Source organism: Chryseobacterium sp. MEBOG07 (genome assembly GCF_021869745.1).
Lineage (GTDB): Bacteria > Bacteroidota > Bacteroidia > Flavobacteriales > Weeksellaceae > Chryseobacterium > Chryseobacterium viscerum.
The window spans coordinates 2,622,450-2,648,407 of record NZ_CP084579.1; the positions used below are offsets into that span (position 1 = coordinate 2,622,450).

Genomic DNA, 25,958 nt, shown 5'->3' on the forward strand with positions numbered 1-25,958 from the left:
CTCAGAAATCCTGAGAGTTTTTTTATGACTGATTTTGTCTTTTTTATTTTCCACCCATACCAGGCATTCCGGGCATATTCGGCATTTTGCTCATCATCTGCATCATCTGCTTTCCTTGAGGTCCCTGCATCATCTTCATCATTTTACCCATCTGTTCGAATTGTTTCATCAATTGATTTACATCTTCGATTTTTCTTCCGGCACCTTTAGCAATTCTGCCTTTTCTCTGAGTGTTGATGATAGAAGGTCTTCTTCTTTCGTCAGGAGTCATAGAATAGATAATCGCTTCGATGTGTTTGAATGCATCATCACTGATTTCTACATCTTTGATCGCTTTTCCAACCCCAGGAATCATTCCCATCAAATCCTTCATGTTACCCATCTTCTTGATCTGGTTGATCTGCTTAAGGAAATCATCAAAACCGAACTCATTTTTAGCGATTTTTTTGTGAAGTTTTTTAGCTTCTTCTTCATCAAACTGCTCCTGAGCTCTTTCTACTAAGGAAACAACGTCTCCCATTCCCAGGATTCTGTCTGCCATCCTTTCCGGGTAGAAAAGGTCTAAAGCTTCCATTTTTTCCCCTGTAGAGATAAATTTGATTGGCTTTTCAACAACAGAACGGATTGTCAGTGCAGCACCCCCTCTTGTATCACCATCTAATTTCGTTAAAACAACCCCGTCAAAATTCAATGCATCGTTGAATGCTTTTGCCGTATTTACAGCATCCTGACCTGTCATAGAGTCAACTACGAAAAGAGTCTCTTGTGGCTTGATGAAATAATGTACAGATTTGATCTCGTTCATCATCTGCTCATCAATCGCCAAACGACCTGCGGTATCCACGATTACTACATCATGATTGTTGGCTTTTGCAAAATTGATTGCATTTTCAGCAATGGTAGAAGGATTAGTAGAGCCCTCTTCAGTAAAGACAGGAACATTAATCTGTCCTCCTAATACTTTCAGCTGATCAATTGCTGCAGGACGATAAACGTCACATGCTACCAATAAAGGCTTTTTATTTCTTTTTGTTTGTAAATAATGAGCAAGCTTTCCTGAGAAAGTAGTCTTACCAGATCCCTGAAGACCTGCGATAAGGATTACAGATGGCTTTCCAGAAAGGTTGATCCCTTCCTGAGAACCTCCCATAAGTCCCACAAGTTCATCATGAACGATTTTGGTCATCAGCTGTCCCGGAGTAAGGGAAGTAAGAACGTTCTCTCCTAATGCTTTATCCTGAACTCTTTTGGTAAGATCTTTTGCAACTTTATAGTTAACGTCGGCATCTACCAATGCTCTACGGATCTCCTTTACGGTTTCCGCTACATTGATTTCTGTAATTTTTCCTCTACCGGAAATATTGTGTAATGCCTTGTCTAATTTATCCTGTAAACTATTAAACATATTGATTGTAAATTATAGGTTTGCAAAAATAAGGAATTTTTAGCACATCTAAAGTGTCCGGCACGTAATATTATATATATAAGAAAAAATGATATATATCAAATCATATCATAATACGATAGAAAAAGTCTATTTTTGCGATCAATTAAAATTTAGAATGAAAATCAATCCTAATATTCTTGTTGTCATTTTATTCTTTCTGACGTTTCTTGTACATTTTTCCCTTTGGAAATTTGTTTTTCATCTGGATGAAATTACAATCATTAAATTTTATCTTTTTCTAAGCGTCATGTTTATGATGATGATCACTCTTATTATTTTAATTAATAGAGTAGCCCCGCAATTTTTAGGATTGTCTGTTATTGGTTTGATCCTTTTAAAATTTGGTTTAATGTACCTAATCAGAAAAAAACTGAACTTTGAAGTCATTCCAGACTATAAATTTCATTTCATCATTCCGTATTTTGTCCTGACAGCAATGCTTACCTACTATGCGATCAAGCTGATTAATCATGATAAAAAACAGTAAAATAATTTATTGAAAATAGAAAAAATATCATATTTTTGCACAACGAAAAAAACCTATCAATGTTTAAGAAATTCGCAGTTTTATTCTACAGTATTTTTGTATTAAACTTAGTGTCTGCACAGCACGGTGAGGCTCCTGCTGGGGCAGCTCCTGCTCAAGAGCTTTCAGAGAAAGACAAAGTAAGCAAAGAAAACAAAGAGTTCATCGATCATCACTTGTTGGATGCGCATGATTTCACATTGATGGTTGATAAAGAAGGTCACCACATCGGTTTCCCTCTTCCTGTTATTGTATATGATAACGGTTTTCACGCTTTCATGAGTAACAAAGAAGGGTTTATGCACGGAGAGCCTACTGAAGTAGATGGTTCTTTTTATGTACTGCACCATGAGAAAATCTATAAGACTGATGCTGCTGGAACTATAACTCTTGATGATCACGGTCACCCAACTAACGTAAAGCCATTAGATCTTTCTATTACAAAAAGTGTACTGATGATTTTATTGGTATCAATCTTTATGTTAGTGTTATTCGGTGGAATGGCTAAATCTTATAAAAAATCAGTTGTTCCTACAGGTGTAGCAAGATTTTTAGAACCTCTAATTGTTTTTGTAAGAGACGAAGTTGCAATCCCAAATATCGGACATAAGTATAAGAGATTTATGGGTTATTTATTAACTGTATTCTTCTTTATTCTTTTTCTTAACGTTTTAGGATTAATGCCTTTCGGAATCAATGTTACAGGTAATATTACAATGACATTCTTCCTGGCTATCCTTACCTATTTGATTACAACATTCTCAGCGAATAAAGATTACTGGAAACACATCTTCTGGATGCCGGGAGTTCCTGTTCCAATGAAACTGATCATGCTTCCTATCGAATTATTAGGAACAATCACGAAGCCATTCGCATTGATGATCCGTCTTTTTGCAAACATGACTGCAGGTCACATCGTAGTAATGAGTTTGATCGGATTGATCTACGTATTTAAGAATATTATTGCAGGTGTTGCATTCCCATTCCTTACATTGGTAATTTATTTACTAGAAGTATTGGTGGCATTCCTACAGGCTTATATCTTTACAATGTTATCAGCTTTGTTTATCGGAATGGCAGTACAAGAGCACGAGCACGAACATCATGCTGCTCACTAATTGAAAGAGTTAATTAAAGTAAAACAAATTTTTTAAAATTATATATTATGGAAATCCCTAAAATTGTAGGTGCTGGTATCGTAGTACTAGGTGTAGGTATCGGTCTTGGTAAAATCGGAGCTGCTGCTCTTGAAGCTATCGCTAGACAACCTGAGCAATCTGGAAAAATCCAAACAGCTATGCTTATCGCAGCTGCACTTGTAGAAGGTGTTGCGTTTGCTGCTCTATTCGCAGTAAACTAATTAAAATCAGACCATTATCTGTAACGGTTGGTTGCAGATAATGGTTCTTTAAAAAAGTAATAATTATTTATACATTTATATAATGGAATTAATTCATCAGTTTTCATCAGGATTATTTATTATCCAATCTGTTATTTTTCTAGCATTATTATTCTTGTTAGGTAAATTCGCTTGGAAACCTATTTTAACGTCTATCAATGACAGAGAAACATCTATTGTTGACGCTCTTAACCAAGCTAAATTAGCTAGAAAAGAAATGGAAACTTTAAAAGAGGATAACGAAAGAATCATTCGTGAAGCAAAAATCGAAAGAGATGCTATCCTTAAAGAAGCTAGAGAGATTAAAGACAGAATCGTAGGGGAAGCTAAAGATGTTGCTAAAGCTGAAGGAGACAAAATGATCGAAGCTGCTAAACAGACAATCAACGCTGAGAAAAATGCTGCAATGGCAGACATCAAAACTCAAATTGGTACTTTATCTGTAAATATTGCTGAGTCTATCTTGAAACAAAAGCTGGATAACAACGAAGCTCAAAACGAATTAGTTCAAAATTATTTAAACAAATCAAACCTTAACTAAGAATGCTTACATCTAAAGTAGCTAAAAGATACGCACAAGGTTTACTTGACTTCACCAACGAATCAGGTCAAACGGCTACTGTATTTTCTGAAATGAAAGATGTAGCAAAGATCATGAAAGAGTCTGCGGACTTAAATAAATTTTTCATGACTCCTTACATCGATTCAAAAAAGAAGATAGAAGTAGCAAACGAAATTTTCAAAGGTTTATCTGTTTCTTCCCAAAATCTGATCAGATTGGTGATTAAACACGGACGTGAAAACCAATTGAAAAATATCGCTCAGGAATTTATCAATAAAGTAGAAGACCTTAGTGGTATACAAAGAGTAACGCTTACTACAGCAACTCCGCTTTCAAAAGAAAATCTTGACCAGATTTTAAGATCTACCAATCTTGTAAATGCTGATTCAAACTTCGATTTGAAAGTAATTGTAAAGCCTGAAATTCTTGGAGGATATGTTCTGAGAGTAGGTGACCAGCAGGTAGATGCGTCTGTGAAGACAAAACTTAACCAAGTTAAAAAAGATTTCCAATTAAATTAAGAAAAACAACCATACAATGGCAGAAATAAATCCGGCAGAAGTATCTGCGATCTTAAAACAGCAATTGGCCAACTTCGATACTCAATCCAACGTTGAGGAAGTAGGTACAGTTTTAACCATCGGTGATGGTATTGCTCGTGTATACGGGTTAGAAAACGTACAATACGGAGAGTTGGTGAAATTTTCTAGTGATGTAGAAGGTATTGTACTTAACCTTGAAGAAGACAACGTAGGTGTTGCTTTACTTGGTGAAAGTAAATTAGTAAAAGAAGGTGATACAGTAAGAAGAACAAACAGAATCTCTTCTATCAAAGTAGGAGAAGGAATGTTAGGAAGAGTAGTAGATACTCTTGGTAACCCTATCGATGGTAAAGGTCCTATTACTGGGGATTTATACGAAATGCCATTGGAAAGAAAGGCTCCTGGAGTTATCTTCAGACAGCCGGTAACTGAGCCTTTACAATCAGGTATTGTTGCAATTGATGCGATGATTCCGGTAGGAAGAGGTCAGAGAGAGCTTATCATTGGTGACAGACAAACAGGTAAAACTACTGTTGCGATTGATACGATCATCAACCAAAGAGAATTTTTTGATGCAGGTAACCCTGTATATTGTATATATGTTGCGATCGGTCAGAAAGCTTCTACTGTAGCACAAATCGTTAAAACGCTTTCTGATAAAGGAGCTTTAGCATATACTGTAATCGTTGCGGCTAACGCATCAGATCCAGTTCCAATGCAGGTATATTCTGCAATGGCAGGAGCTTCTATCGGGGAGTTCTTCAGAGACACTGGTAGACCAGCGCTTATCGTTTATGATGATTTATCTAAACAAGCTGTTGCTTACCGTGAGCTTTCTCTACTATTGAGAAGACCACCGGGCCGTGAAGCTTATCCTGGAGACGTTTTCTATCTTCACTCAAGACTATTGGAAAGAGCTGCAAAAGTAATCGCTGATGATAACATTGCTAAGCAAATGAACGATTTGCCAGAATCTCTTAAACCAATCGTGAAAGGAGGTGGTTCATTAACTGCTCTTCCAATCATTGAAACTCAGGCTGGTGACGTTTCTGCATATATCCCTACAAACGTAATCTCTATTACAGACGGACAGATCTTCTTGGAGTCTGATCTATTCAACTCAGGGGTTCGTCCAGCGATCAACGTTGGTATCTCTGTATCGAGAGTAGGAGGTAATGCTCAGATCAAATCAATGAAAAAAGTTTCTGGTACTCTTAAATTAGACCAGGCTCAATATAAAGAACTAGAAGCGTTCGCGAAATTCGGTTCTGATCTTGATGCTTCTACTTTAGCAGTAATCTCTAAAGGAGAAAGAAACGTAGAAATCCTTAAGCAGCCGGTAAATGCACCACTTCCTGTAGACAGTCAGGTAGCGATCGTATATGCTGGAACAGAAAACTTAATGAGAAACGTTCCTTTGAACAAAATTAAAGAATTCCAACACGAGTACATCGAATTCCTAAGATCTAAGCACCCTGATACAATGGCTGCTATTAAGTCTGGAAAAATCGATAACGATATTACAGGTGTTCTTAAGCAGGCTGCTAACGATTTAGCTTCTAAATACAACTAAAAAAATAAATGTTTAAGGTTTAAAAGATAACATTTTAAGCCTTAAACTTTAGACCATAAACTTTGAACCCAAATTAATGGCAAACTTAAAAGAAATACGAGGAAGAATTACGTCAATTTCATCTACGATGCAGATTACCCGTGCTATGAAAATGGTTTCCGCTGCGAAACTTAAAAAAGCACAGGACGCAATCGTAATGCTAAGACCATATTCTGAAAAATTACAGGAGCTTATCCAGAATGTAAATTCTAGCTCAGATCCTGATCAGATTTCTGTATATGCTCAGAAAAGAGAGGTTAAAAGAATACTTTTTATCGCTGTTACTTCAAACAGAGGTCTTGCAGGAGCTTTTAACTCTTCAATTGTAAAAGAGCTTAACCTTCAGTTTCAGAACAATTCTCAATACGAGGTTGAAGTTCTTCCTGTAGGTAAAAAAGCATTTGATGCTGTAAGAAGAAGCCGTTCGGTATATGCTAATGGAAGTTCTGTTTATGATAATCTGAACTTTGATGCAGTTGCTCATATGACTGAAGGAGTAATGACAAGCTTCAGAGAAGGTAAATTTGACGAAGTATATGTTATCTACAATAAATTCGTTAATGCAGCGACTCAGGAAGTAACAACAGAACAACTTCTTCCGATTCTGATGCCTGAAAACACAGAGCCACAGGTGGAAACAGATTACATTTTTGAACCTAACAGAGCTGAGATTCTGGATAACTTGATTCCAAAGTCTATCAAAACTCAGGTTTTCAAATCAATTCTGGATTCAGTAGCATCTGAGCACGGAGCGAGAATGACAGCAATGCACAAAGCTACAGACAATGCAGAATCTTTGAGAAATGATCTTAAGATCTTCTACAACAAAGCAAGACAGGCTGCAATTACCAATGAAATCTTGGAAATTGTTTCCGGAGCAGAAGCTTTGAAAAATTCATAAAGAATTATTTTAACATACAATTAAAGCACCGATACATTCGGTGCTTTTTTAGTTATATAAGGTTAAAACCGCTGTTTATTACCCAAAAGGTCTCTTTTTACGGAGAAATGAAAGTTGCCCTTCAGATATTTTTTTATTGGAAAATAGCCACATCCTATCCCTTCATATTTTTCTTTCAAAAAATACTCAATTGAAATAATCTATCCCGATTCAGGTTATTTTTATTTTGCATATCTTTGTAGCTAATAAAATTTATACAACTTCTAAATGGACTCGGACATAGTCAGGCTTTTGCTGGCCTTATTTCTTGTTTTACTAAATGGCTTTTTCGTAGCCGCAGAATTTTCAATTGTTAAAGTTCGTTACTCACAAATTCAGTTAAAAGCTGCAGAAGGCAATTCTATGGCTAAACAGGCAGAGCATATCATCAAACATCTTGATGAATATCTTTCCGCCACACAATTAGGAATTACATTGGCATCACTTGCCCTTGGATGGGTAGGGGAAAGTGCCCTGCATCATATTGTTGAAAATATTTTCGCGTCTTTGAGCATTGAATTGACTCAGACAACGATTACTACAATTTCGGTAGTGACAAGTTTTGTATTGATTACCATTATGCATATTGTATTTGGTGAGCTTATTCCAAAATCAATCGCGATTAGAAAATCTGAAGCAACCACTATGGCAACTGCGGTTCCATTGAGGGTTTTTTACACGGTTTTTAAACCATTTATCTGGTTGATGAACTCGATGTCAAATGGCTTCCTTAGATTGGTTAAAATCCACCCGGCTTCCGAACAGGAGATTCACTCTACTGAGGAACTTCAGCTTTTGGTAAAACAAAGTGCTGACAGCGGAGAAATTGAGGAAGAAAACTATGAGATCATCAAAAATGCATTTGATTTTACAGATCATTCTGCTAAACAGATCATGGTTCCAAGACAAAATATCACTTCCATCGATTTTGAAGAAGATGTCAACGACATTATCAACAAGATTATGGATAGCGGATATTCGCGTATTCCTGTATATATTGATTCTATTGACAATATCATTGGTATTTTCTATACAAAAGAAATCATCAGAGAATTTGTTAAAAGAAAAGGAGACCTGGATCATGAAGACCTTAAAGATCTGATGCGTGATGCGTTTTTCGTAGTAGAAAGCAAGAAAGTATCAGACTTACTGAAAACATTCCAGCTTAAAAAACAACATATAGCGGTCGTTATAGACGAGTTTGGAGGAACTGAAGGGATTATCACATTAGAAGATATTCTGGAAGAACTGGTAGGAGAAATTCAGGATGAAGAAGACGATGAAGAAAAGATCGTTGATAAAATAGCGGACAATACCTATTGGGTACAGGCTACACAGCCTTTGGACGAAATCAATGAATTCTTGCCAAAAAGACTTCCTCTTTCCGAAGAAAGTGAATATAATTCATTAGCCGGATTCATTCTTTATGAATTGGAAGAAATCCCGGAAGAAAATCAGGAGTTTGACCTTGAGGATTATCACTTCAAAATTCTGAAAATGAATAATAAGAGTGTAGAGCTTGTAGAGCTGATCTATCAGGAACCTAATGCTATAGATCATTTAGCAGATAAAATTGGAGAAGTTTAAAACCGTTAGGATGAATTTTTATAATAGCATTAAAGACTACGAAAACCCAAAACGTCAGTATGAAGAAGAAGTCCTCGTTTTGGATGATACAGATGAAGTTTATAAACTCGTATTGCATAATGATGATATTCATACATTTGATTATGTAATAGACTGCCTGATCGAAATCTGTAAACATTCTTTGGAACAGGCCGAGCAATGTACAATCCTTGTTCACTACAAAGGTAAATGTACTGTGAAAACAGGCTCAATAGATGTTTTGAAACCTATGCATGACAAATTAATTTCGCGCGAATTAACAAGCGAAATCGTATAAAATAAAAAACCGACAAATTAATTGTCGGTTTTTTTTATTAAATCCGGAGATGAAAATCAAGTAATAGCAATACATCACAAAGAGTAATGGCCTTTCGGGAAATCTTTTAATCTTTAAATGCTTTAATCTTTTAATTTCTCAATATTCTTACATTGTCATATTTTATCTAAAATAGTATATTTGTACCAACTATAAAGAAACAAAAAAGAATGCTTGTAATAGGAATTGCTGGTGGTACTGGATCCGGCAAAACTACAGTTGTTGATAAGATACTTCAGCAGCTTGATATTGAGGGAATGAATATCCTCTCTCAGGATAATTATTATCACGACAACCAAGGTCTGACACTGACAGAAAGAGAGGCTCTGAATTATGACCATCCGAAGTCTATAGATTTTGAATTATTGATAAAACATGTGAAAGCTTTAAAGAATAATGAGCCTATTGAACAGCCGATTTATAGCTTTGTCACTCATTCCAGAACAGGAGATCATGTCACTGTAGAACCTAAAAACGTATTGGTAGTAGAAGGAATTCTGGTATTGACCAATAAAGAACTACTGAAAGAGTTTGACCTGAAAGTATTCGTTCATGCAGACTCTGATGAAAGGCTGATCAGGAGGATCAGAAGAGATACCCAGGAAAGGGGGAGAGATCTGAGCGAGGTACTACACCGTTATCAGACTACTTTGAAACCAATGCACCAGGAATTTATCGAGCCATCTAAAAATGATGCCGATCTTATTATCCCTAATATGAAACAGAATTCCGTAGCGATTGATTTTTTAACTACTGTTATTAAAAACTCGTTGAAAAAACATTAAAAAAAATGGAAGAAAACAACCTTATCAAAGACATTCAGCCGAAATCTGAAACATTCAAACTTATCCAGAAATATGTTTTGAATAAGTATACCATTACGATCTGTCTGTTTTTGGTATGGATGGTTTTTTTCGATAAAACCTCATTTCTTGTTATTAACGAACTGAATGGTGAGATTCACAAGTATGAAGAGCAACTGGACTATTATAAAAAAGAATATGATAAGAACGATGCTTTTTATAAAAAACTGATGAACAACAAGTCAGAGAAAGAAAAATACGCAAGAGAAAATTATTTTATGAAGAAACCGAATGAAGAAATCTTCATTTTGGTGGTAGACAGCACAAAGGTGCCTAAAAAATAATAGAAGTCGAATAAAATAGGTCAATGGTGAATAGTCAATTCGCTTTGCTTGTCAATTTTTCAATGTAATGGAAATTTACTTGTGGAGCCAACTTTATCATAGACAATTCATAAAAAATAAAACTAATGTCAAATACAGATATCCTTTCAAACTGGGAGAGTTTAGTCAAAAAACAACTTAAAACAGAGGACATTTATCCCATTTTAGAAAAACAGAATCTAGAAGGAATAGAGGTGAAGCCTTTTTATACAGAAGTTCAGAAACCTTTGGTAAACCTGCCTAGAGTTGAGGAAAGTACCCATTTGGTAGCAAGATACCATGAAAGTTTGGAAGATGAAGTATTTGCATTTATTTTGGATCAGAATGTAGAAAATCTTGATCAGAAAGCTATTTTTATCAATAATAAAGACCTTGCAGGACACATCAGTCCCAAAGAGGAAGACCAGTATTTTTCTTTGATCGATGTTTTTAATGAAAAAGAAGGAAACATTGATGATCAGCTGGCAAAAGAATTACTGGCAAAAGATTTTAAAAGAAATATTTGTGTAGATATTTCACTGCATCAGAATGCCGGAGCAGCTATTTATCAGCAGCTTGGTTTTGCTTTAGCAAAAGCTAAGGAACTGGTAGAAGTATATGGAGCAGAAATTTTAAATAAACTGATCTTCAGAATAGCAGTAGGTGGCAGTTATTTCTTTGAAATGGCAAAACTGAGAGCTTTTAAAATACTTTTCAATCAACTTTCCAAGGAATACGGGATGGATGAAATCCCTTACATCTTTGCAGAAACTTCGCAGAGAAATAAAGCCATTGCTGATAATGAAAACAACCTTATCCGCTCAACCTTAGAGCTTGCTTCGGCAATGATAGGAGGAGCAGATGCTGTTTTTACCAATAACTACCTTGTAGCCAGAAGTACTGATAACTCAGAAGAGATTTCTTTCAAACAACAGATTGTGCTGGCTTATGAAAGTATTATCAATGTATTTGAAGATGCCTCTAATGGAAGTTACTATATCGAAGACATTACTCAGCAGATTGCAGAAAAGTCATGGGCGCTATTCATTGAAATTGAAGAAGCAGGAGGATATCTTGAACTTATAAAGCAAGGAGTTGTACAGAAAAAGATCTATGATCACGCTGTTGAAGAGCAGCAATGGATTGAAGAAGTGAAAATAAAGCTGATAGGAGTGAATTTATACCCTAAACTAGACGTTAAAAAGTCTATTGCAGATCTTTACAACGAAAAAGAGATAAAAGCAGTACGTTGGGCTGAAATGTTTGAATAAAACATTAATCATACTATGAAAAAAAGTTTTCTAATTTTCCTTTTATTGTTTTTTGGAGTATGTTTTTCTCAAACTGAGAAAAATCTATACGGAAAATGGGTTGGAACAGATGCTGTTAGTAACGGATCATTTACATTTTTTTCCGATGGTTTTGTAAAAGTAGAACTTGATGGACTGAATATTGACGGTAGAAATCATATAATTCCTGACGGACCCAATAAAGGTAAAGTTGCGCATGTAAAATATACTACGGATTTTTCAAAAAAAGTTGTTAAATTTAATTTGATTGCATCATACAATGATTTCAATAATAAACTTGAAGAAAGCAAGTTTTTAAGTGGACTTATCAAATTTGTTAGTGAGAATGAATTTCTATTATTTTTAGACTTTGAAAATAGAAACCCGACAGATATTGATCCTACGTCCCCAAATGTGTTGACGTTGCATAAAGATAACAATTTATAGTTTTTACTAATGAAAGAAAAACTGATTGATTTATTTGAATATACCTATCATTTCAACCGTGAAATGATTAAAGTTATTTCTGAAAATAAAGAAGCTTTGGATGAGAAGACAATCAGTCTCATTAATCATACAATAAATGCTCAGCAGATCTGGAATGCAAGAATATTGGGCGAAATAACTTTTGAAGTCTGGCAGATCAATCTTTTTGAATCCCTTGATGAGATCAACCATGGGAACTTTCTTAAAAGCATTGATATTATAAATAATCTTGATCTCGAGAAAAGGATAGAGTATCAGAATTCAAGAGGAACAAAATTCGATAACAGTATTTTTGAAATGCTTTTTCACGCGGTCAATCACTCTACTTATCACAGAGGACAGATCAATTCTTTGTTGAAACAGAATGGTATACCCCCGCTATTGACTGATTATATTTTTTATAAAAGATAATTTTTAGCATACTATCTATTATTTACAATCTGGGAAAAATCTGTGGTTAAAATACTCAACAAAGACGTTCAACATTATATCAATGCAAATCTGAATACAGATTTACATGCATTATTACTGAAAAAATCCCCATTTCCAGAAGTTTCCATGCATGAAATTGTACAGCAGATCAAAGGAAAACAGGTAGCAGAGAGAAAATTTCCTTTTCTTTTGAAAGAAGGCATTATTTTTCCGCCACAGTTGAATCTTGAACAGGCTTCATCAGAAAAAACAGCCCTGTACAAATCCGGAATCTTGAAAGGAAGGAAATTCATTGATCTGACAAGCGGTTTTGGTATCGATGCCTATTATCTTTCTCAAAATTTTGATGATATTACTCTGGTAGAGCAAAATACGGAGCTTTTAGAGATTGTTGAAAATAACTGGAGTACTTTAGGCCGTCAGGCGAGATTTATCAACCGTAAACTGGAAGATTTCCTGAACGAGAATCAGGAACATTTTGACGTTATTTACCTTGATCCAGCAAGAAGAGACCAGCATAAAAATAAAGTTTTTCTTTTGGAAGACTTATCTCCTGATATTCTTGAAATTCAGAAAAAGTTACTTTCTATCTCCAATCAGGTGGTGATTAAGCTCTCTCCGCTTATTGATCTTAAATATCTTGTTTCAGTGTTACCTGATATTTCAAGGATTGAGATCATTGCTTTGAAAAATGATGTAAAGGAAGTCGTTGTTTTCTTATCTAATGAAAATAAGGATGGAATTATATGCAACTGTGTGAACCTTGAGAGTGGTGAATCTGCTTTTACCTTTACATTTGGAGAAGAGGAAACTGCAGAATCGGAGTATTCGGAACCTGAAAAGTACATTTATATTCCCAATAATGCTATTTTGAAGGCGGGTGTCTTTAATTTGATTTCAGAAAAATTCGGATTGAAAAAACTTCACCCAAACAGCCATTTTTATACTTCCAACGAAAAGAAAGAGGAATTTCCAGGGCGATTTTTTGAGATTGAATCAATTGATTCTAAACAGATTAAGAAGAAAAGTCAGTTCAATATCATTTCAAAAAACTATCCTTTAAAACCTGAAGAAATCAAAAAGAAATACGGGTTGAAAGACGGGGGAGAACACTACCTTATTTTTACACAATCCAAAAAAGGGAAAATTATTTTAAAATCAGTATAAAAATGTTGCTGAAAAATATAGGATTTCTTAATTTTGGGCAATCAAAAATATAAGCATGAAATCGCTCGCTGTTTAAATAACCAGAACAGACTACAATAAGGCGGTTTTATATGACTTTTAAAAAAAAATAAATTTTGCATATGAAAAAATTGATTATATGTTTAGCTATTGCAACTGTAGCTGTAAGCTGTAAAAAAGTATCTGCTGGTGGGAATAAGAACACTCTAAAACTAGAAGAAGGAGTAGAAAGATATTCTGATGACGCACAGGGAGGAGAAGCTCACGGACACGGTCATGAGGCTGCTACTGCCGCTGAAGGACACAAAGAAGAAGCTGCAAAACCTGAAGCTCACAAAACAGACAGTACTGCTGCTGCAAAACCTGCTGAAGCAGAAAAAGCTCCTAAAGCTGAACACTAATTAGTCGTATAAGATATACAAGTGCCCTGTTTCTGCAGGGCATTTTTTTATGAAAAAGATCGCTATAGGGCTCATTAGCATAAGGTTCATAAAATACTGCCTTTTTGCTTGGTCCTGCCAGGCATTTTTTTTAATTTTAACAAAATAAAATTTTACAATGCAAGAGACATTAAATTACATTAACGAAAACAAACAGCGTTTCGTGGATGAATTATTTGAGTTATTGAGAATTCCTTCTATTTCTGCAGATCCTGCGTATAAAGATGACGTTTTGAAATGTGCAGATGTAGTGGCGGCTTACCTTAAAGATGCAGGCGCTGACAATGTTGAAATTTGCCAGACAAAAGGGTATCCAATTGTTTTCGGAGAGAAGATTTTAGATAAAAGCTTACCTACAGTATTGGTATATGGACATTATGATGTTCAGCCGGCTGATCCATTGGAACTATGGACAAAACCACCTTTTGAGCCTTATATTGAGAAAACTGAACTTCACCCTGAAGGAGCAATTTTTGCCAGAGGTTCTGCTGATGACAAAGGACAGTTCTTTATGCATTTGAAGGCTTTCGAAGCTATGATGAAAACCAATGCTCTTCCTTGTAATGTTAAATTTATCCTGGAAGGAGAAGAAGAAGTAGGATCTGTAAGCTTAGGAGAATGGGTAAATGAAAATAAAGAGAAATTAGCTTGCGACTGCATCTTAATTTCCGATACTCATATTTACAGCAACGAACAACCGACTGTTACTACAGGATTAAGAGGTTTAAGTTATGTAGAAGTAGAAGTGGAAGGTCCAAACAGAGATCTGCACTCAGGTCTTTACGGAGGAGCAGTTCCAAACCCTATTCACGTTCTTTCAAGAATGATCGCTAATCTGATTGATGAAAATGGTCATATTACCATTGATGGTTTCTATGACAACGTAGAAGCCGTTTCAGATGCAGACAGAGCTGATATGAATAAATTGAAAGATAATCTGGAGGAATTCAAAAAATCAATCGGATTAAGTAATATTGAAGGGGAGAAAGGATATACAACCTTGGAAAGAACATCTATTCGTCCTACTTTAGACTGCAACGGAATCTGGGGTGGTTATACAGGAGAAGGAGCGAAGACGGTAATTCCTTCAAAAGCATTTGCTAAAATTTCTATGCGTTTGGTGCCTTACCAGACTCCTCAGGAGATCACAGAGAAATTCACGAAATATTTTGAAAAAATTGCTCCGGATACAGTAAAAATTAAAGTAACGCCTCACCACGGAGGAATGCCTTACGTTTTACCAACGGATACCAAAGAATTTGCTGCAGCAAAACAAGCTATGGAATCAGCATTCGGAAAAGAAGTTCTTCCCTACAGAGGAGGAGGAAGTATTCCGATTACAGCCATGTTTGAGCAGGTTTTAGGAGCTAAGTCTGTATTGATGGGCTTTGGGTTGGATTCTGATGCGATTCACTCTCCAAACGAGCATTATGGATTATTTAATTTCTATAAAGGAATTGAAAGTATTCCATTGTTTTTTGAAAATTATTCAAAGTAATTCAATAAAAAGCAAAAAAAATAAGGTGTTTCTGCAAAGAAATACCTTATTTTTTTTGCTTTTTTGAATCAGATAATAGACTTTTAAGGGGCTTTTTTTAGGAATTTGAAAATTAAATCCCTGAAAATAAAACGGTTATTTTTTATTTGCAATAAGTTATTTCACCATTCGTGGAAAGTTTATATTTTTAATACAAAACTTGATTTACCATGAAAAAATACTACTCAATTGCATTTATTGTTTGCTCAGTGTGCATTTTTGCCCAACAAACTGTATCTTTTGAATCTAATGAAGGATTCAGTGTTGGAAATATCAACGGACAAGCAGGGTGGATCAGTACCCCTACAGGAGGAGTGCCGGAAAATGTGACCAATCAGATCATCACTATAGATAAAGCCAGTGATGGAAGCAGTTCTCTGAGAATTGTCAAAGAAAATGTCTACGGAACCCAGTCTGATCCCATCATCGGAGGCTTTTATAATTTATCAGCACCTCTTCCCTTCAATAACTTCTCGGTATCATTTGATATTAATATCTCGCAGCTTAACGGCTCTGATTTTGGCTTTCAAGGGGTGAGCAATATTGATGATCAGTATGTTGTAAGATTGGATTTTGATAAAATAGGATTGATGAAAATTCTGAATACCGTGTCTGGCATACAGGATTTGATTTCTATCCCTTCAAGCTGGCTTCCTAATACCTGGTACAGGTTTAAGGTCGTAGGAACTACCACGGATGTAAGGTATTACGTTAATGATAGTTTAATTTATACAGGATTGCCTGCTGCTTCGCTCAATATCAATCAATTGCGTTTTGTACACAATAATGCATTAGGATCTGCTTATATTGATAATATTAAAGTAAATAGTGAACTGCAGGTAATGGGAGTTAAAGATTCTAAGATAAATGCTAAAGAAATATCTCTTTATCCTAATCCTGCAACTGATTTTATACATATTAATTCTGTCCGCAAAGTGAAAAGTGTAGAGATGTATGACACTTCCGCAAGGCTTGTAAAGACTGAAATAAGCAACAACAAAATAGATGTAAGAGGCTTATCAGTAGGTACATATTTCGTAAATATAAAAACAGAAGGAAGAAATTTTACAGAAAAAGTGATTATTAAGTAAATTATTTTATTGAACTGAAAATAGGTCTATTTTTTAGTGTATTGTTTTATTTATAGATGGTATTTTGGAAATATAACTTTTCTATAGTTTTAATATCTTTATTTATTTTGATTAAAATATATTATGTTAATTTGATATAAAATGTAAAATATTAACCTGTTTGGCTTTTTAATTAAAAAACATATATTTGCTCAAAACAAATAAAGATCATGAAGAAGCTTTTACTTATTGGGCTATTAGCAATCAATACTTTAGCCTTTGGCCAGGCAACAACTACTATTCCTACTTTTACTGTAGGAGGTGCATCATTTGCAGTTTTGCATAACAGTGGTGCACTGCAAGGTACATTAACAAGTGTGTCATTAAATGCAACTCTAACTGCGCAGACAGGTACAACCTGGGCAAATGATTTAGCCATCATTGTAATGCCTACAAGTGCATTAGCAGGAACTCCTTTGTTGCAGGTAGGAGGAACCAGTAATTTCGGAGCTGCTGTAAGTGCTGAATGGGCCAATGGAGGAGCTAGTGCACCAGGAACAGCATTGACTGGTAGCTACACACTTACCACTCCAATTAATTTCACTGCTAATCCTCTGTATAGTGTTCATATCGGTAATGGCTATGCCAATACAAACCCACCAACAAATTCCGGAACATGGACCAATATAACAGCAACATTAGCCGGAGTTTCAGTATCTGCCTTAGGAACAAAAGAAATTACAGAAAAATCCAATGTAGGAGTAACGGTATATCCTAATCCGGTTACTGATGTAATAAATGTTACCTCAAAAGATGCAAAAATTAACTTGGTGAGTGTTATTGATATGACCGGAAAATCAATAAAAACAGTATTGTCTAGTGATAAAAAGAATGATGCATCTGTAAATGTATCAGAACTCACTGCCGGAAATTATATTTTAATCATCGACACAGAGAAAGGAAGATTCAATAAGAAATTCATTAAAAAATAATTCCTGATAAATCTTAGTATCAGCAAAACGCTCCAATTGGAGCGTTTTTGTTATTTTAGAGAATTAAAATTTTGAAGCATATGTCAGAAAATAAAACAGCTTATATAACAGGAGGAACCAAAGGTATTGGTTTCGGGATTGCTAAAATTTTACTTGAAAATGGGATCTCGGTAGCATTTTCAGGAAGAAAAAGAGAAGATGTGATGAAGGCGGAAGAAGAGCTTAAACAATATTCGGAAAATGTTTTGGGAATTGTTTCTGATGTAAGAAGTCTGGAAAGCGAGCAGGAAGCTGTAAAATATACAGTAGAAAAATTCGGACGACTGGATTATATCATTGCTAATGCAGGATTGGGTATTTTTAAACCCGTAGATGAACTGACTGCGGAAGAATGGAATGATATGATAGAAACCAACCTGACAGGTGTTTTTTATACCTTAAAAGCTTCTGTAGAAGAATTAAAAAAGACTGAGGGTTATTATATCACCATCTCAAGTCTGGCAGGTGCCAACTTCTTTGAAAACGGAACCGGCTACAATGCTTCGAAATTCGGAGTGGTAGGTTTCACACAGGCGGCCATGATCGATTTAAGAAAATACAATATTAAGTCCACGGTGATTATGCCGGGATCTGTAGCCACTCATTTTAATGGAAATATTCCTTCAGAAAAAGACAGTTGGAAGATTCAGCCGGAAGATATGGGGAATCTTATATTGGACATTTTAAAGATGAATCCACGAGTTTTGCCAAGTAAAATAGAGTTTAGGGCAACAAAACCAGCTAAGTAACTACATCTAATGTATTGAATAATAATTTAATAAGTATTATGCATGCATAATATATTTTTTATTTATATTAGCAAAAATTAATTCAAACAAAATCTCTGCATAAACTGTCATGATTTTATGCATTAAAGGGAAAAAATAAAATAGTACACATGAAAATATTAGTTTGTATTAGTAGTGTTCCGGATACTACTTCCAAAATTAACTTTACAGCAGATAAATCTGCTTTCGACAAAAACGGAATTCAGTGGGTAATCAATCCGTTAGATGAATTTGCGTTGACAAAAGCGGTTAAACTTCAGGAATCTCAGGGAGCAACAGTAACAGTAATCAACGTAGGGGATGCTGCTACAGAACCTGTGATCAGAAAAGCTTTAGCAATTGGTGCTAACGATGCTGTAAGAGTAAATCTTGATCCAAAAGATAGCTATTCTACAGCAAAAGAAATTGCAGCTGTAGCTCAAAATGGAGGATATGATCTTATCCTTTGTGGAAAAGAATCAATCGATTATAACGGAGGTTCTGTTCCTGGAATGGTGGCTCAGCTATTGAACCAGCCTTTCGTAAACGCTTCAGTAGGATTAGACGTAAACGGAAGCGAAGCTACTGCAGTAAGAGAAATTGAAGGAGGAAAAGAAACTATTTCTGTAAAATTACCAGCAATTATTGCAGGTCAGAAAGGATTGGTAGATGAAAAAGACCTTATCATCCCGAATATGAGAGGAATTATGTCTGCAAGAACAAAACCTCTACAGGTAGTAGAGCCTACTTCTTCAGAAGTAAAAGTTCAGGGAGTATCTTATGACAGCGTGCCTGCAAGAGCAGCTGTGAAAATGGTTTCTCCTGACAATCTGGATGAATTGGTAAGATTACTTCACGAGGAAGCTAAAGTAATCTAATCATTGATTCTTTAAATTTTTCAGTCTTTTAATTTTTAAATTTAAAAAAATGGCAGTATTCGTATACGCAGAAAATATAAACGGAGTTTACAAAAAAGCAGCTTTCGAAGCAGTTTCTTACGCTAAAGCTGTTGCTGACAAAGCAGGAGATACCGTTACGGCAATCTCTGTAAACCCAACAGATTCTTCAGATTTATTATATAAATATGGAGCATCAAACGTTATCAATATCAAAGACGAAGGTCTTAAAAATTTCTCAGCAAAAGCATTCGCACAGGCTGTAAATGAAGTGTTAGACGGAAATACCATCGTTTTCCCTCATACAACTGATGCTTCTTCAATCGCTCCAATGCTTGCTGTGATGAAGAATTATTCTTTAATCACTAACGTATTAGAAGCTCCAGAAAGCCTTTCACCTTTCCAGGTAAAGAGAAGAGCATTCTCTGGAAAAGGATTCATGCATGCAAAAGCTGAAGGAAACGGAGTAATCGTTACGGTTTCTCAAAACGCTTTCGGTGTTAAAGAAAATGCAGTATCAGGTTCAGAAGAAGTGAAAAACTTATCAGTAGCCAATGAGGATACTAAAGTGATTTCTCATGAGCAGAGTTCAGGTAAATTAGACCTTAAAGAAGCTGAAGTTGTTGTTTCTGCTGGTAGAGGATTGAAAGGACCTGAAAACTGGGGAATGATCGAAGATTTAGCAAACGTTTTAGGAGCTGCTACAGCATGTTCTAAGCCAGTTTCTGATATCGGATGGAGACCTCACACAGAGCACGTAGGACAAACAGGTAAAGCAATTTCACCGAATCTTTACATCGCTGTAGGGATTTCAGGGGCAATTCAGCACCTTGCTGGAGTAAACTCTTCAAAAACGATCGTAGTAATCAATAGCGATGCTGAAGCACCATTCTTCAAATCTGCTGATTACGGAGTAGTAGGAGATGCTTTCCAGATTATTCCTGCATTAACAGAGAAAATTAAAGCAATAAAAGGATAAGAGTCAATTGTAAATAGTCAACCCGCTTTGAGTGTCAATTTTTAATGATTCACCTGTAAAGTAATTCATTATTGACTATTTACAATTCTTTACTATACCAATAAAAGCTCGGCTTTCCGGGCTTTTATTTTTGCGTAAAAAAGTGAAATCACAATAAAAAATTAATCTATATTTGTAGCTATGGATTATAAGCAGCTAATTATTCGCGGAATATCGTACAGCCAGACGCAATCAGGGGCTTACGCATTGTTATTGGAGCATGAAGAAACACACATAAAATTACCTGTTGTTATAGGAAATTTCGAAGCCCAATCCATCTCTCTAGGACTGGAAAAAGACATCCATCCGCCGCGTCCTCTTACTCATGATTTATTTACAAAATTTATAGTTTCTGCCAATTATGAATTGGTTTCTGTTGTTATCTATCAGATTGTAGACGGAGTATTCTTTTCAAATATCAACTTTAAGAATAAAGCAAACGAAGAAGAATTAATCCTTGATGCCAGAACTTCTGATGCAGTTGCAATGGCTGTAAGATTTGATGCACCTATATTTACCACTCAGCAGGTCCTGAACGAGGCTGGGATTTTATTGGAACTGGAAGATGTTTCAAAAGAAGAACAACCTTTCTCAGAAACTGTACAGACAGAAGATAATTTAACATCTCTTTCTATGGAGGAACTTCAGAAATTATTAGAAGATGCCGTGAAAGAAGAAGATTATGATACTGCCCTTGAAATTCAGGAAGAAATCAAGAGGAGGAAAAAGAAAATTGACTAAAGAGATACTTTTTATATAAATTATGAATTTAAAATTACGACTGACCATCCTCAGTTTTCTCCAGTTTTTCGTTTGGGGAGCATGGCTGATTACGATGGCAAACTTTTGGTTTGGCACAAAACATTGGGAAGGAACTCAGTTTGGAGCTGTTTTCGGAACAATGGGAATTGCTTCCATTTTTATGCCTACCATTACTGGGATTATCGCTGACCGCTGGATCAATGCGGAGCGCATATTTTCAGTATTACACATTCTGTATGGGGTTACTCTTTTCATATTACCTCATTCCACAGATCCGAATTCTTTCTTTTCGGTAATGCTTCTGGCAATGTGTTTTTATATGCCTACGATAGCACTTGCCAACTCAATTTCTTATACAATCCTGAAAAATAATAATCTGGATGTCGTAAAAGATTTCCCGCCGATTCGTGTATGGGGAACTATTGGTTTTATTGTTGCCATGTGGATTACAAACCTTAGTGGAAACAAAGCTACAGAAGGACAATTTTATATTGGAGGAGCAATCGCCATATTCTTAGGAATTTATGCTCTTACATTACCAAAATGTCCGCCACAAAAGCTTATTGATAAAAATTCACCATTATCCGAACAATTAGGATTGAATGCATTCAAGCTTTTTGGAAACTATAAAATGGCATTGTTCTTTCTGTTTTCAATGCTTTTGGGAGCTGCACTTCAGCTTACCAATGCATACGGAGACGTTTTCTTAAGTGAATTTGCTCATTTTCCAAAATATGCAGATTCGTTTGTAGTGCAGAGATCTACCATTATCATGTCCATTTCTCAGGTTTCAGAAACCTTGTTTATTTTGGCAATTCCTTTCTTTCTGAAGAAATTCGGAATCAAAAAAGTAATGCTGATGTCGATGCTGGCATGGGTTCTAAGATTCGGATTCTTTGCTTATGGTGTTCCGGACGGATTCGGGCTTTCACTGATCATTCTTTCATGTATTGTATACGGAATGGCTTTTGATTTCTTTAATATCTCAGGATCACTTTTCGTAGAAACAACGACTGATAAAAAAATACGTTCTTCGGCTCAAGGGTTATTTATGATGATGACCAATGGTTTTGGAGCTGTTTTTGGAAGTTATATTGCAGGATGGGCAATAGATAAGTTCTTTACACATAAGTTTACGACGGCTTCAGATCTGTCTACTTATCTGGAAACGACCCCTGATAATCCTACTTTCCTGGGAATTTTGAAAAATAGCTTCAATGCTGCTGTTAACTCAGACGGAACCCTTTCTTCTGTGGTGATGGTAAAAGACTGGCAGCAGATATGGCTTTCTTTCGCAATCTATTCGCTAGTATTAGCGATATTCTTTGCTTTATTGTTTAAGCATAAACACAATCCGGAAGATGTTTCATCAGTAAAACATTAATCGAAACTTACATTTATTAAGATATTAAATTGCATTTTTGAAAAAAAATGCAATTTTTTTTATTTTCAGGCAACCTTTTACAAAATATGCTGTCTTATAGATAGAAACAGATCCATGAAGAACATCGAAGAGAATTTTTTATTGGCTAAAAAACAGGACCGGAGAGGGCAAAAAGCTCTTTACGAGATGTTTTCTCCTAAAATGCTGGCCATTGCAAATTCTTATGTCAACAATCTTCATGATGCGGAAGATATCCTGCTGAATGCCTTTATGAAATGCTTTACCAAGCTTGATGAATGCAGAGACTGGAAAAGCTTTCCGTTCTGGCTTAGAAAAATCATTGTGAATGATTCTATCTCCTTCCTCCGGAAAAACAAAAATATCCTCTATGCTGATGTGGAAATCGCAGATGATTATAGCGAAGATGATAATGAATATCCGGAAGAACTCAATATTGAAGAAATATTTTCTCAAATGCCGGTAGGATATAGACTGATTTTTAACCTCTATGTCTTTGAAGAGAAAAAGCACAGTGAGATTGCTGAAATTCTCAATATTTCTGAAGGAACAAGCAAAAGCCAGTTGAGCAAAGCAAAAAAATGGCTTGCTGAATTTTTAAAAGCAAAAGAAAATGAAAAAAGAACTCCTGAAACAGTTAAGATCTGATTACGAAGGGCTTGAAATAAAGCCTTCTGCGGATCTTTGGAGCAGATTGGAGCAAATGGACCTGAAAATAGAAAAGAGTCCTACTATGAGCTCTAAAAAGGCTTTCCAGTGGTGGAAATATGCTGCAGTATTGACTCTGTTGTTTTCGGTAGGTGTATTGCTTTATTTTAACGAAAATCATCCTGTCAACACCATCCATTCAACAGCTCATACAAAACCGGCAAAAAAGAACATTGAAAAACTTTTTCCACAAAATCCGGATATTCATGTAGCTGAGAACATAAAAACGGAAAACAGTACGATTCAGAAAAGGGTAGAAGAGAATGAAAGTATTCCTCAAGATTATCAACAGGAAGAAATTGTACAGAAAGAAAGATTCAGCAGCAGCAAGGAAGAACAGATTATAGTTTCTGATTATGAGATCAAAGCTCCTGTATTAGACAGAAATATTGATCTGGTACCCGATAAAGTTTCTTTAGCAGAAAAGAAAAAAACGGAATACATCAATGCTGATGAACTTCTTCAGGGCAGAGAATTTCAAAAAAAACGGGAAGAAAATAAAACCGATATCAGAAAATTCGGAACTCTGGATATGACGAAAATTAAGGTTAAAAGTCCAAACTCGCTTAAGGTCTTTGGAGTAACAGTCTTTTCTGATTCACTGGAAAGTAAATAAACAATCATTTTTTTATCTTAAAAAAACTGCCCCAAAATAGGGACAGAGATCGGATATTGTCTTAAAATTAATAGAAATATGAAAACAAAACTAATATTGATGGGTGCTGTTATGGCTTTTAGCTATGGGCTTGCTCAGGAATCTCCTGAGAACAACCTCAGTATCTATTCCAAAAAAATTGACAGTATTGTCATGACTGAAAAAGGTAAAATGAGTATCGAGCTGGATCAGATCGACAAGAGTTTCAAAGCAAAGAAAATCACATCTGATGAAAAACAAAAGCAACGTACTGTAATAGCTTCAAAATATGAGCAGATTATTAATGAAAAAATAGATTCCCAGAAACAGGATCTTGAGACGGCAACCAAAGAACTAGTGAAAGATGCCGTTTTTAAATCTGATGATACCTTAAAGAATAAAAAAGATCAATTCTGGCTGGGACTGAACGGGTTTAATATGAAACTCAACGAGAAGAAAAAAAGAAACAATCCCAAAAACTATTTACAAACATTTGAACTCTCTGTAAGTATGGGAGGAGCGGGATTAACCTCAAAGAACGAGCCTTTTGGCTTTTACAACAAAAACTCCGATATTAAAAACAGTGTTATAAATTCCTGGCAGCTGACACTTTGGTATGGGAATCAGATAGGAAGTTACACCAGCCCTTTTTTCTACCGTTTCGGATTGGGCGTGAGATCAGATCAGCTTACGCCAAAGTATGGACAGGCATTTAAACAGGATAAATACAATGTATTCGTTGGTGATTTTGACCGTGGAAATCTTAAAAAAAGTATTCTTTACAATACCTATATCACGGTTCCTGTAGATCTGAAATTTGTTTTAAATCCTAAATATAAAGAATATGAAGGAGTGAAATACGTGGATAACAACCAAGACCAGTTATCTCTTATTCTGGGCATTTATGGAGGCTTTAAAGTAGGAAGCATAAATTATTCTAAGTACTCCAATGAATTTTCCGATAGAATTGTTGAAAGAGAAAAAGTGATGCATGGGGTAAACGATTTTGTTTTCGGAGGAAAAATCGGGATCAGTTATGCCGGGTTCAATCTATTTGTTCAGAAAGACTTTACTCCCGCTTTCAATGACAATGCTTTGCTGAAGAAAAAATATGGACTTCAGATCGGGATAGAAATAGCAAATGTTAATTTTTAATTTATCAATAAATGAATTATTTCTTTAATTAATAGATAAAAATAGTAAGATTTTTTTATGACTAACGAACGTTTGTGCAGGGAAATCCTATTTTTAAAACACACTCTTTAAAAGTGTGTTTTTTTTTGTATTTTGGCACTTTAGTAAATATGAAAAATATTCAGTTATTAGGATTACTGTTAGTGATTATAGGCAGTTTTTTACCTCTGGTACATGTACCCATCATTGGGAACTGGAACTATTGGAAACTCGATCATTATCTGGCTATTGCATGCTGGATCTTTGCCGCATGTGCCGTTTTTGGCATTGTCAATAACAGTGCAAAAATCGTAAGATTTTTGGTATTCTGCTGATCCTTTTATTTGCATTTACCTTATTTGCTGTGAAGATGCAGTCTTTACAATACTTCAGCTTTTTACCTTTCAAATCCTGGCAGGAAACCTTTGCAGGAGTTGTTAAATTGAAATGGGGTTGGGCTGTAGAATTTTTAGGCGCTTTTCTAATGGTTTTTGCAGGAGGAAATAAAAAAGTAAATAACCGCACACAAATATAAAAATGAATTTCTTAAAGATATTTTCAGTAGGAATTTTGTTGATGAGTGCCACACAGGTTTATGCTCAGTCAACAGACCAGAAAAAACCGGATAATCCGGCTAAATGTGCCAATATAAAAGAAGGTAAATTTGTAAGACCCAATTACCCGGAAGCAATATGGTATATGACCATTAAAGACAATGTTCAGACCGAATATTTCAATAATGGAAAAGACTTTATCAAATCAACATTGGTTTTTGTGGATGATTGCAACTACAAAGCAATCGTTATGGAGAAATCCGATAAAAATGATCCCGCACAAATTGGCGATGTCTTCAATAATAAAATAGTAGCGACTCAAGATAATATTTTGAAAGTCAATACTAAAATTGAAGGAACACAATTCGACATGGTTTACGTAAAAGTAAAATAAATTCAAACTATAAAAATGGAGCGCATGTTCCGTTTTGGCTAAAAA

Annotated in this window: 30 protein-coding genes; 29 read left to right on the forward strand and 1 reads right to left on the reverse strand. The window is 35.3% G+C overall.

Features of this window, described 5'->3' with window-relative positions:
• Positions 1–43 precede the first annotated feature (43 nt).
• Positions 44–1,405, reverse strand: coding sequence for a signal recognition particle protein (gene ffh / locus LF886_RS12080; RefSeq protein ID WP_236849803.1), 1,362 nt, complete (start codon positions 1,403–1,405; stop codon positions 44–46).
• A 157-nt stretch (positions 1,406–1,562) separates the two neighbouring features.
• On the opposite strand from ffh, the gene LF886_RS12085 reads away from it, so the two are divergent.
• The 29 genes from LF886_RS12085 to LF886_RS12225 all read left to right on the forward strand — a co-directional run bounded on the left by LF886_RS12085 (position 1,563) and on the right by LF886_RS12225 (position 25,913).
• A complete protein-coding gene (locus tag LF886_RS12085) occupies positions 1,563–1,934 on the forward strand; it encodes a hypothetical protein (RefSeq protein WP_236849804.1) in 372 nt (123 codons plus the stop codon).
• Positions 1,935–1,993: 59 nt separating this feature from the next.
• Positions 1,994–3,091, forward strand: coding sequence for a F0F1 ATP synthase subunit A (atpB, locus tag LF886_RS12090; RefSeq protein WP_236849805.1), 1,098 nt, complete (start codon positions 1,994–1,996; stop codon positions 3,089–3,091).
• A 47-nt stretch (positions 3,092–3,138) separates the two neighbouring features.
• A complete protein-coding gene (gene atpE / locus LF886_RS12095) occupies positions 3,139–3,333 on the forward strand; it encodes an ATP synthase F0 subunit C (RefSeq protein WP_002979108.1) in 195 nt (64 codons plus the stop codon).
• Between the two features lie 82 nt (positions 3,334–3,415).
• Positions 3,416–3,913 (forward strand): F0F1 ATP synthase subunit B, encoded by a 498-nt coding sequence (locus tag LF886_RS12100; protein ID WP_109738606.1) that lies wholly within the window; start codon positions 3,416–3,418, stop codon positions 3,911–3,913.
• A 2-nt stretch (positions 3,914–3,915) separates the two neighbouring features.
• Complete coding sequence (gene atpH / locus LF886_RS12105; protein ID WP_103234313.1) at positions 3,916–4,455, forward strand: ATP synthase F1 subunit delta; 540 nt, start codon at positions 3,916–3,918, stop codon at positions 4,453–4,455.
• A gap of 16 nt (positions 4,456–4,471) precedes the next feature.
• The gene (atpA, locus tag LF886_RS12110; RefSeq protein WP_109738607.1) at positions 4,472–6,049 is read left to right on the forward strand and encodes a F0F1 ATP synthase subunit alpha; all 1,578 of its coding nucleotides are present in this window, start codon (positions 4,472–4,474) and stop codon (positions 6,047–6,049) included.
• Positions 6,050–6,125: 76 nt separating this feature from the next.
• Positions 6,126–6,989, forward strand: a complete 864-nt coding sequence (gene atpG / locus LF886_RS12115) for an ATP synthase F1 subunit gamma (RefSeq protein ID WP_236849806.1) — start codon at positions 6,126–6,128, stop codon at positions 6,987–6,989.
• 267 nt (positions 6,990–7,256) lie between these two features.
• Complete coding sequence (locus LF886_RS12120; RefSeq protein WP_236849807.1) at positions 7,257–8,615, forward strand: hemolysin family protein; 1,359 nt, start codon at positions 7,257–7,259, stop codon at positions 8,613–8,615.
• 10 nt (positions 8,616–8,625) lie between these two features.
• Positions 8,626–8,931 carry an ATP-dependent Clp protease adaptor ClpS gene (locus LF886_RS12125; RefSeq protein ID WP_236849808.1) on the forward strand — a complete coding sequence of 102 codons (306 nt, stop codon included), beginning with the start codon at positions 8,626–8,628 and terminating at the stop codon, positions 8,929–8,931.
• Between the two features lie 209 nt (positions 8,932–9,140).
• Positions 9,141–9,755, forward strand: coding sequence for a uridine kinase (gene udk, locus LF886_RS12130; protein WP_045497309.1), 615 nt, complete (start codon positions 9,141–9,143; stop codon positions 9,753–9,755).
• A gap of 5 nt (positions 9,756–9,760) precedes the next feature.
• Complete coding sequence (locus tag LF886_RS12135) at positions 9,761–10,117, forward strand: FtsB family cell division protein (protein ID WP_103234308.1); 357 nt, start codon at positions 9,761–9,763, stop codon at positions 10,115–10,117.
• Positions 10,118–10,242: 125 nt separating this feature from the next.
• Complete coding sequence (locus tag LF886_RS12140; protein ID WP_236849809.1) at positions 10,243–11,406, forward strand: methylmalonyl-CoA mutase family protein; 1,164 nt, start codon at positions 10,243–10,245, stop codon at positions 11,404–11,406.
• 15 nt (positions 11,407–11,421) lie between these two features.
• Positions 11,422–11,871, forward strand: a complete 450-nt coding sequence (locus tag LF886_RS12145) for a hypothetical protein (RefSeq protein WP_236849810.1) — start codon at positions 11,422–11,424, stop codon at positions 11,869–11,871.
• Positions 11,872–11,880: 9 nt separating this feature from the next.
• Positions 11,881–12,321 carry a DinB family protein gene (locus LF886_RS12150; protein ID WP_236849811.1) on the forward strand — a complete coding sequence of 147 codons (441 nt, stop codon included), beginning with the start codon at positions 11,881–11,883 and terminating at the stop codon, positions 12,319–12,321.
• Positions 12,322–12,363: 42 nt separating this feature from the next.
• Positions 12,364–13,509, forward strand: coding sequence for a class I SAM-dependent methyltransferase (locus tag LF886_RS12155; protein ID WP_236849812.1), 1,146 nt, complete (start codon positions 12,364–12,366; stop codon positions 13,507–13,509).
• Positions 13,510–13,649: 140 nt separating this feature from the next.
• Positions 13,650–13,928 (forward strand): hypothetical protein, encoded by a 279-nt coding sequence (locus LF886_RS12160; protein ID WP_236849813.1) that lies wholly within the window; start codon positions 13,650–13,652, stop codon positions 13,926–13,928.
• A 157-nt stretch (positions 13,929–14,085) separates the two neighbouring features.
• A complete protein-coding gene (locus LF886_RS12165) occupies positions 14,086–15,465 on the forward strand; it encodes a dipeptidase (RefSeq protein WP_236849814.1) in 1,380 nt (459 codons plus the stop codon).
• 209 nt (positions 15,466–15,674) lie between these two features.
• The gene (locus LF886_RS12170; RefSeq protein WP_236849815.1) at positions 15,675–16,595 is read left to right on the forward strand and encodes a T9SS type A sorting domain-containing protein; all 921 of its coding nucleotides are present in this window, start codon (positions 15,675–15,677) and stop codon (positions 16,593–16,595) included.
• A 209-nt stretch (positions 16,596–16,804) separates the two neighbouring features.
• Positions 16,805–17,566 (forward strand): T9SS type A sorting domain-containing protein, encoded by a 762-nt coding sequence (locus LF886_RS12175; RefSeq protein ID WP_236849816.1) that lies wholly within the window; start codon positions 16,805–16,807, stop codon positions 17,564–17,566.
• An 80-nt stretch (positions 17,567–17,646) separates the two neighbouring features.
• Positions 17,647–18,354 (forward strand): SDR family oxidoreductase, encoded by a 708-nt coding sequence (locus LF886_RS12180; protein WP_047374432.1) that lies wholly within the window; start codon positions 17,647–17,649, stop codon positions 18,352–18,354.
• A 149-nt stretch (positions 18,355–18,503) separates the two neighbouring features.
• A complete protein-coding gene (locus LF886_RS12185) occupies positions 18,504–19,250 on the forward strand; it encodes an electron transfer flavoprotein subunit beta/FixA family protein (protein ID WP_103232816.1) in 747 nt (248 codons plus the stop codon).
• Positions 19,251–19,299: 49 nt separating this feature from the next.
• Entirely contained in the window at positions 19,300–20,247 is a 948-nt protein-coding gene (locus tag LF886_RS12190; protein WP_236849817.1) for an electron transfer flavoprotein subunit alpha/FixB family protein, read from the forward strand.
• Between the two features lie 180 nt (positions 20,248–20,427).
• Complete coding sequence (locus LF886_RS12195; RefSeq protein ID WP_103232814.1) at positions 20,428–21,027, forward strand: bifunctional nuclease family protein; 600 nt, start codon at positions 20,428–20,430, stop codon at positions 21,025–21,027.
• A gap of 22 nt (positions 21,028–21,049) precedes the next feature.
• Positions 21,050–22,432, forward strand: coding sequence for a nucleoside permease (locus LF886_RS12200; RefSeq protein WP_236849818.1), 1,383 nt, complete (start codon positions 21,050–21,052; stop codon positions 22,430–22,432).
• Between the two features lie 114 nt (positions 22,433–22,546).
• Complete coding sequence (locus LF886_RS12205; RefSeq protein WP_236849819.1) at positions 22,547–23,098, forward strand: RNA polymerase sigma factor; 552 nt, start codon at positions 22,547–22,549, stop codon at positions 23,096–23,098.
• Positions 23,064–23,774, forward strand: a complete 711-nt coding sequence (locus LF886_RS12210) for a hypothetical protein (RefSeq protein ID WP_236849820.1) — start codon at positions 23,064–23,066, stop codon at positions 23,772–23,774. The genes LF886_RS12205 and LF886_RS12210 overlap by 35 nt, the downstream gene beginning before the upstream one ends.
• Before the next feature lie 78 nt (positions 23,775–23,852).
• Positions 23,853–24,947: a hypothetical protein gene (locus tag LF886_RS12215; RefSeq protein ID WP_236849821.1), complete on the forward strand. Its 1,095-nt coding sequence runs from the start codon at positions 23,853–23,855 to the stop codon at positions 24,945–24,947.
• A 149-nt stretch (positions 24,948–25,096) separates the two neighbouring features.
• Entirely contained in the window at positions 25,097–25,300 is a 204-nt protein-coding gene (locus LF886_RS12220) for a hypothetical protein (protein WP_236849822.1), read from the forward strand.
• 202 nt (positions 25,301–25,502) lie between these two features.
• Positions 25,503–25,913 carry a hypothetical protein gene (locus LF886_RS12225; RefSeq protein ID WP_236849823.1) on the forward strand — a complete coding sequence of 137 codons (411 nt, stop codon included), beginning with the start codon at positions 25,503–25,505 and terminating at the stop codon, positions 25,911–25,913.
• The last annotated feature ends 45 nt before the right edge of the window (positions 25,914–25,958 follow it).

Excerpts from the sequence above, each read along its gene's own strand:
- ffh (WP_236849803.1), bottom strand. The coding sequence starts at position 1,405 with ATGTTTAATAGTTTACAGGATAAATTAGACAAGGCATTACACAATATT.
- LF886_RS12085 (WP_236849804.1), top strand. The coding sequence starts at position 1,563 with ATGAAAATCAATCCTAATATTCTTGTTGTCATTTTATTCTTTCTGACG.
- atpB (WP_236849805.1), top strand. The coding sequence starts at position 1,994 with ATGTTTAAGAAATTCGCAGTTTTATTCTACAGTATTTTTGTATTAAAC.
- atpE (WP_002979108.1), top strand. The coding sequence starts at position 3,139 with ATGGAAATCCCTAAAATTGTAGGTGCTGGTATCGTAGTACTAGGTGTA.
- LF886_RS12100 (WP_109738606.1), top strand. The coding sequence starts at position 3,416 with ATGGAATTAATTCATCAGTTTTCATCAGGATTATTTATTATCCAATCT.
- atpH (WP_103234313.1), top strand. The coding sequence starts at position 3,916 with ATGCTTACATCTAAAGTAGCTAAAAGATACGCACAAGGTTTACTTGAC.
- atpA (WP_109738607.1), top strand. The coding sequence starts at position 4,472 with ATGGCAGAAATAAATCCGGCAGAAGTATCTGCGATCTTAAAACAGCAA.
- atpG (WP_236849806.1), top strand. The coding sequence starts at position 6,126 with ATGGCAAACTTAAAAGAAATACGAGGAAGAATTACGTCAATTTCATCT.
- LF886_RS12120 (WP_236849807.1), top strand. The coding sequence starts at position 7,257 with ATGGACTCGGACATAGTCAGGCTTTTGCTGGCCTTATTTCTTGTTTTA.
- LF886_RS12125 (WP_236849808.1), top strand. The coding sequence starts at position 8,626 with ATGAATTTTTATAATAGCATTAAAGACTACGAAAACCCAAAACGTCAG.
- udk (WP_045497309.1), top strand. The coding sequence starts at position 9,141 with ATGCTTGTAATAGGAATTGCTGGTGGTACTGGATCCGGCAAAACTACA.
- LF886_RS12135 (WP_103234308.1), top strand. The coding sequence starts at position 9,761 with ATGGAAGAAAACAACCTTATCAAAGACATTCAGCCGAAATCTGAAACA.
- LF886_RS12140 (WP_236849809.1), top strand. The coding sequence starts at position 10,243 with ATGTCAAATACAGATATCCTTTCAAACTGGGAGAGTTTAGTCAAAAAA.
- LF886_RS12145 (WP_236849810.1), top strand. The coding sequence starts at position 11,422 with ATGAAAAAAAGTTTTCTAATTTTCCTTTTATTGTTTTTTGGAGTATGT.
- LF886_RS12150 (WP_236849811.1), top strand. The coding sequence starts at position 11,881 with ATGAAAGAAAAACTGATTGATTTATTTGAATATACCTATCATTTCAAC.
- LF886_RS12160 (WP_236849813.1), top strand. The coding sequence starts at position 13,650 with ATGAAAAAATTGATTATATGTTTAGCTATTGCAACTGTAGCTGTAAGC.
- LF886_RS12165 (WP_236849814.1), top strand. The coding sequence starts at position 14,086 with ATGCAAGAGACATTAAATTACATTAACGAAAACAAACAGCGTTTCGTG.
- LF886_RS12170 (WP_236849815.1), top strand. The coding sequence starts at position 15,675 with ATGAAAAAATACTACTCAATTGCATTTATTGTTTGCTCAGTGTGCATT.
- LF886_RS12175 (WP_236849816.1), top strand. The coding sequence starts at position 16,805 with ATGAAGAAGCTTTTACTTATTGGGCTATTAGCAATCAATACTTTAGCC.
- LF886_RS12180 (WP_047374432.1), top strand. The coding sequence starts at position 17,647 with ATGTCAGAAAATAAAACAGCTTATATAACAGGAGGAACCAAAGGTATT.
- LF886_RS12185 (WP_103232816.1), top strand. The coding sequence starts at position 18,504 with ATGAAAATATTAGTTTGTATTAGTAGTGTTCCGGATACTACTTCCAAA.
- LF886_RS12190 (WP_236849817.1), top strand. The coding sequence starts at position 19,300 with ATGGCAGTATTCGTATACGCAGAAAATATAAACGGAGTTTACAAAAAA.
- LF886_RS12195 (WP_103232814.1), top strand. The coding sequence starts at position 20,428 with ATGGATTATAAGCAGCTAATTATTCGCGGAATATCGTACAGCCAGACG.
- LF886_RS12200 (WP_236849818.1), top strand. The coding sequence starts at position 21,050 with ATGAATTTAAAATTACGACTGACCATCCTCAGTTTTCTCCAGTTTTTC.
- LF886_RS12205 (WP_236849819.1), top strand. The coding sequence starts at position 22,547 with ATGAAGAACATCGAAGAGAATTTTTTATTGGCTAAAAAACAGGACCGG.
- LF886_RS12210 (WP_236849820.1), top strand. The coding sequence starts at position 23,064 with ATGAAAAAAGAACTCCTGAAACAGTTAAGATCTGATTACGAAGGGCTT.
- LF886_RS12215 (WP_236849821.1), top strand. The coding sequence starts at position 23,853 with ATGAAAACAAAACTAATATTGATGGGTGCTGTTATGGCTTTTAGCTAT.
- LF886_RS12220 (WP_236849822.1), top strand. The coding sequence starts at position 25,097 with ATGAAAAATATTCAGTTATTAGGATTACTGTTAGTGATTATAGGCAGT.
- LF886_RS12225 (WP_236849823.1), top strand. The coding sequence starts at position 25,503 with ATGAATTTCTTAAAGATATTTTCAGTAGGAATTTTGTTGATGAGTGCC.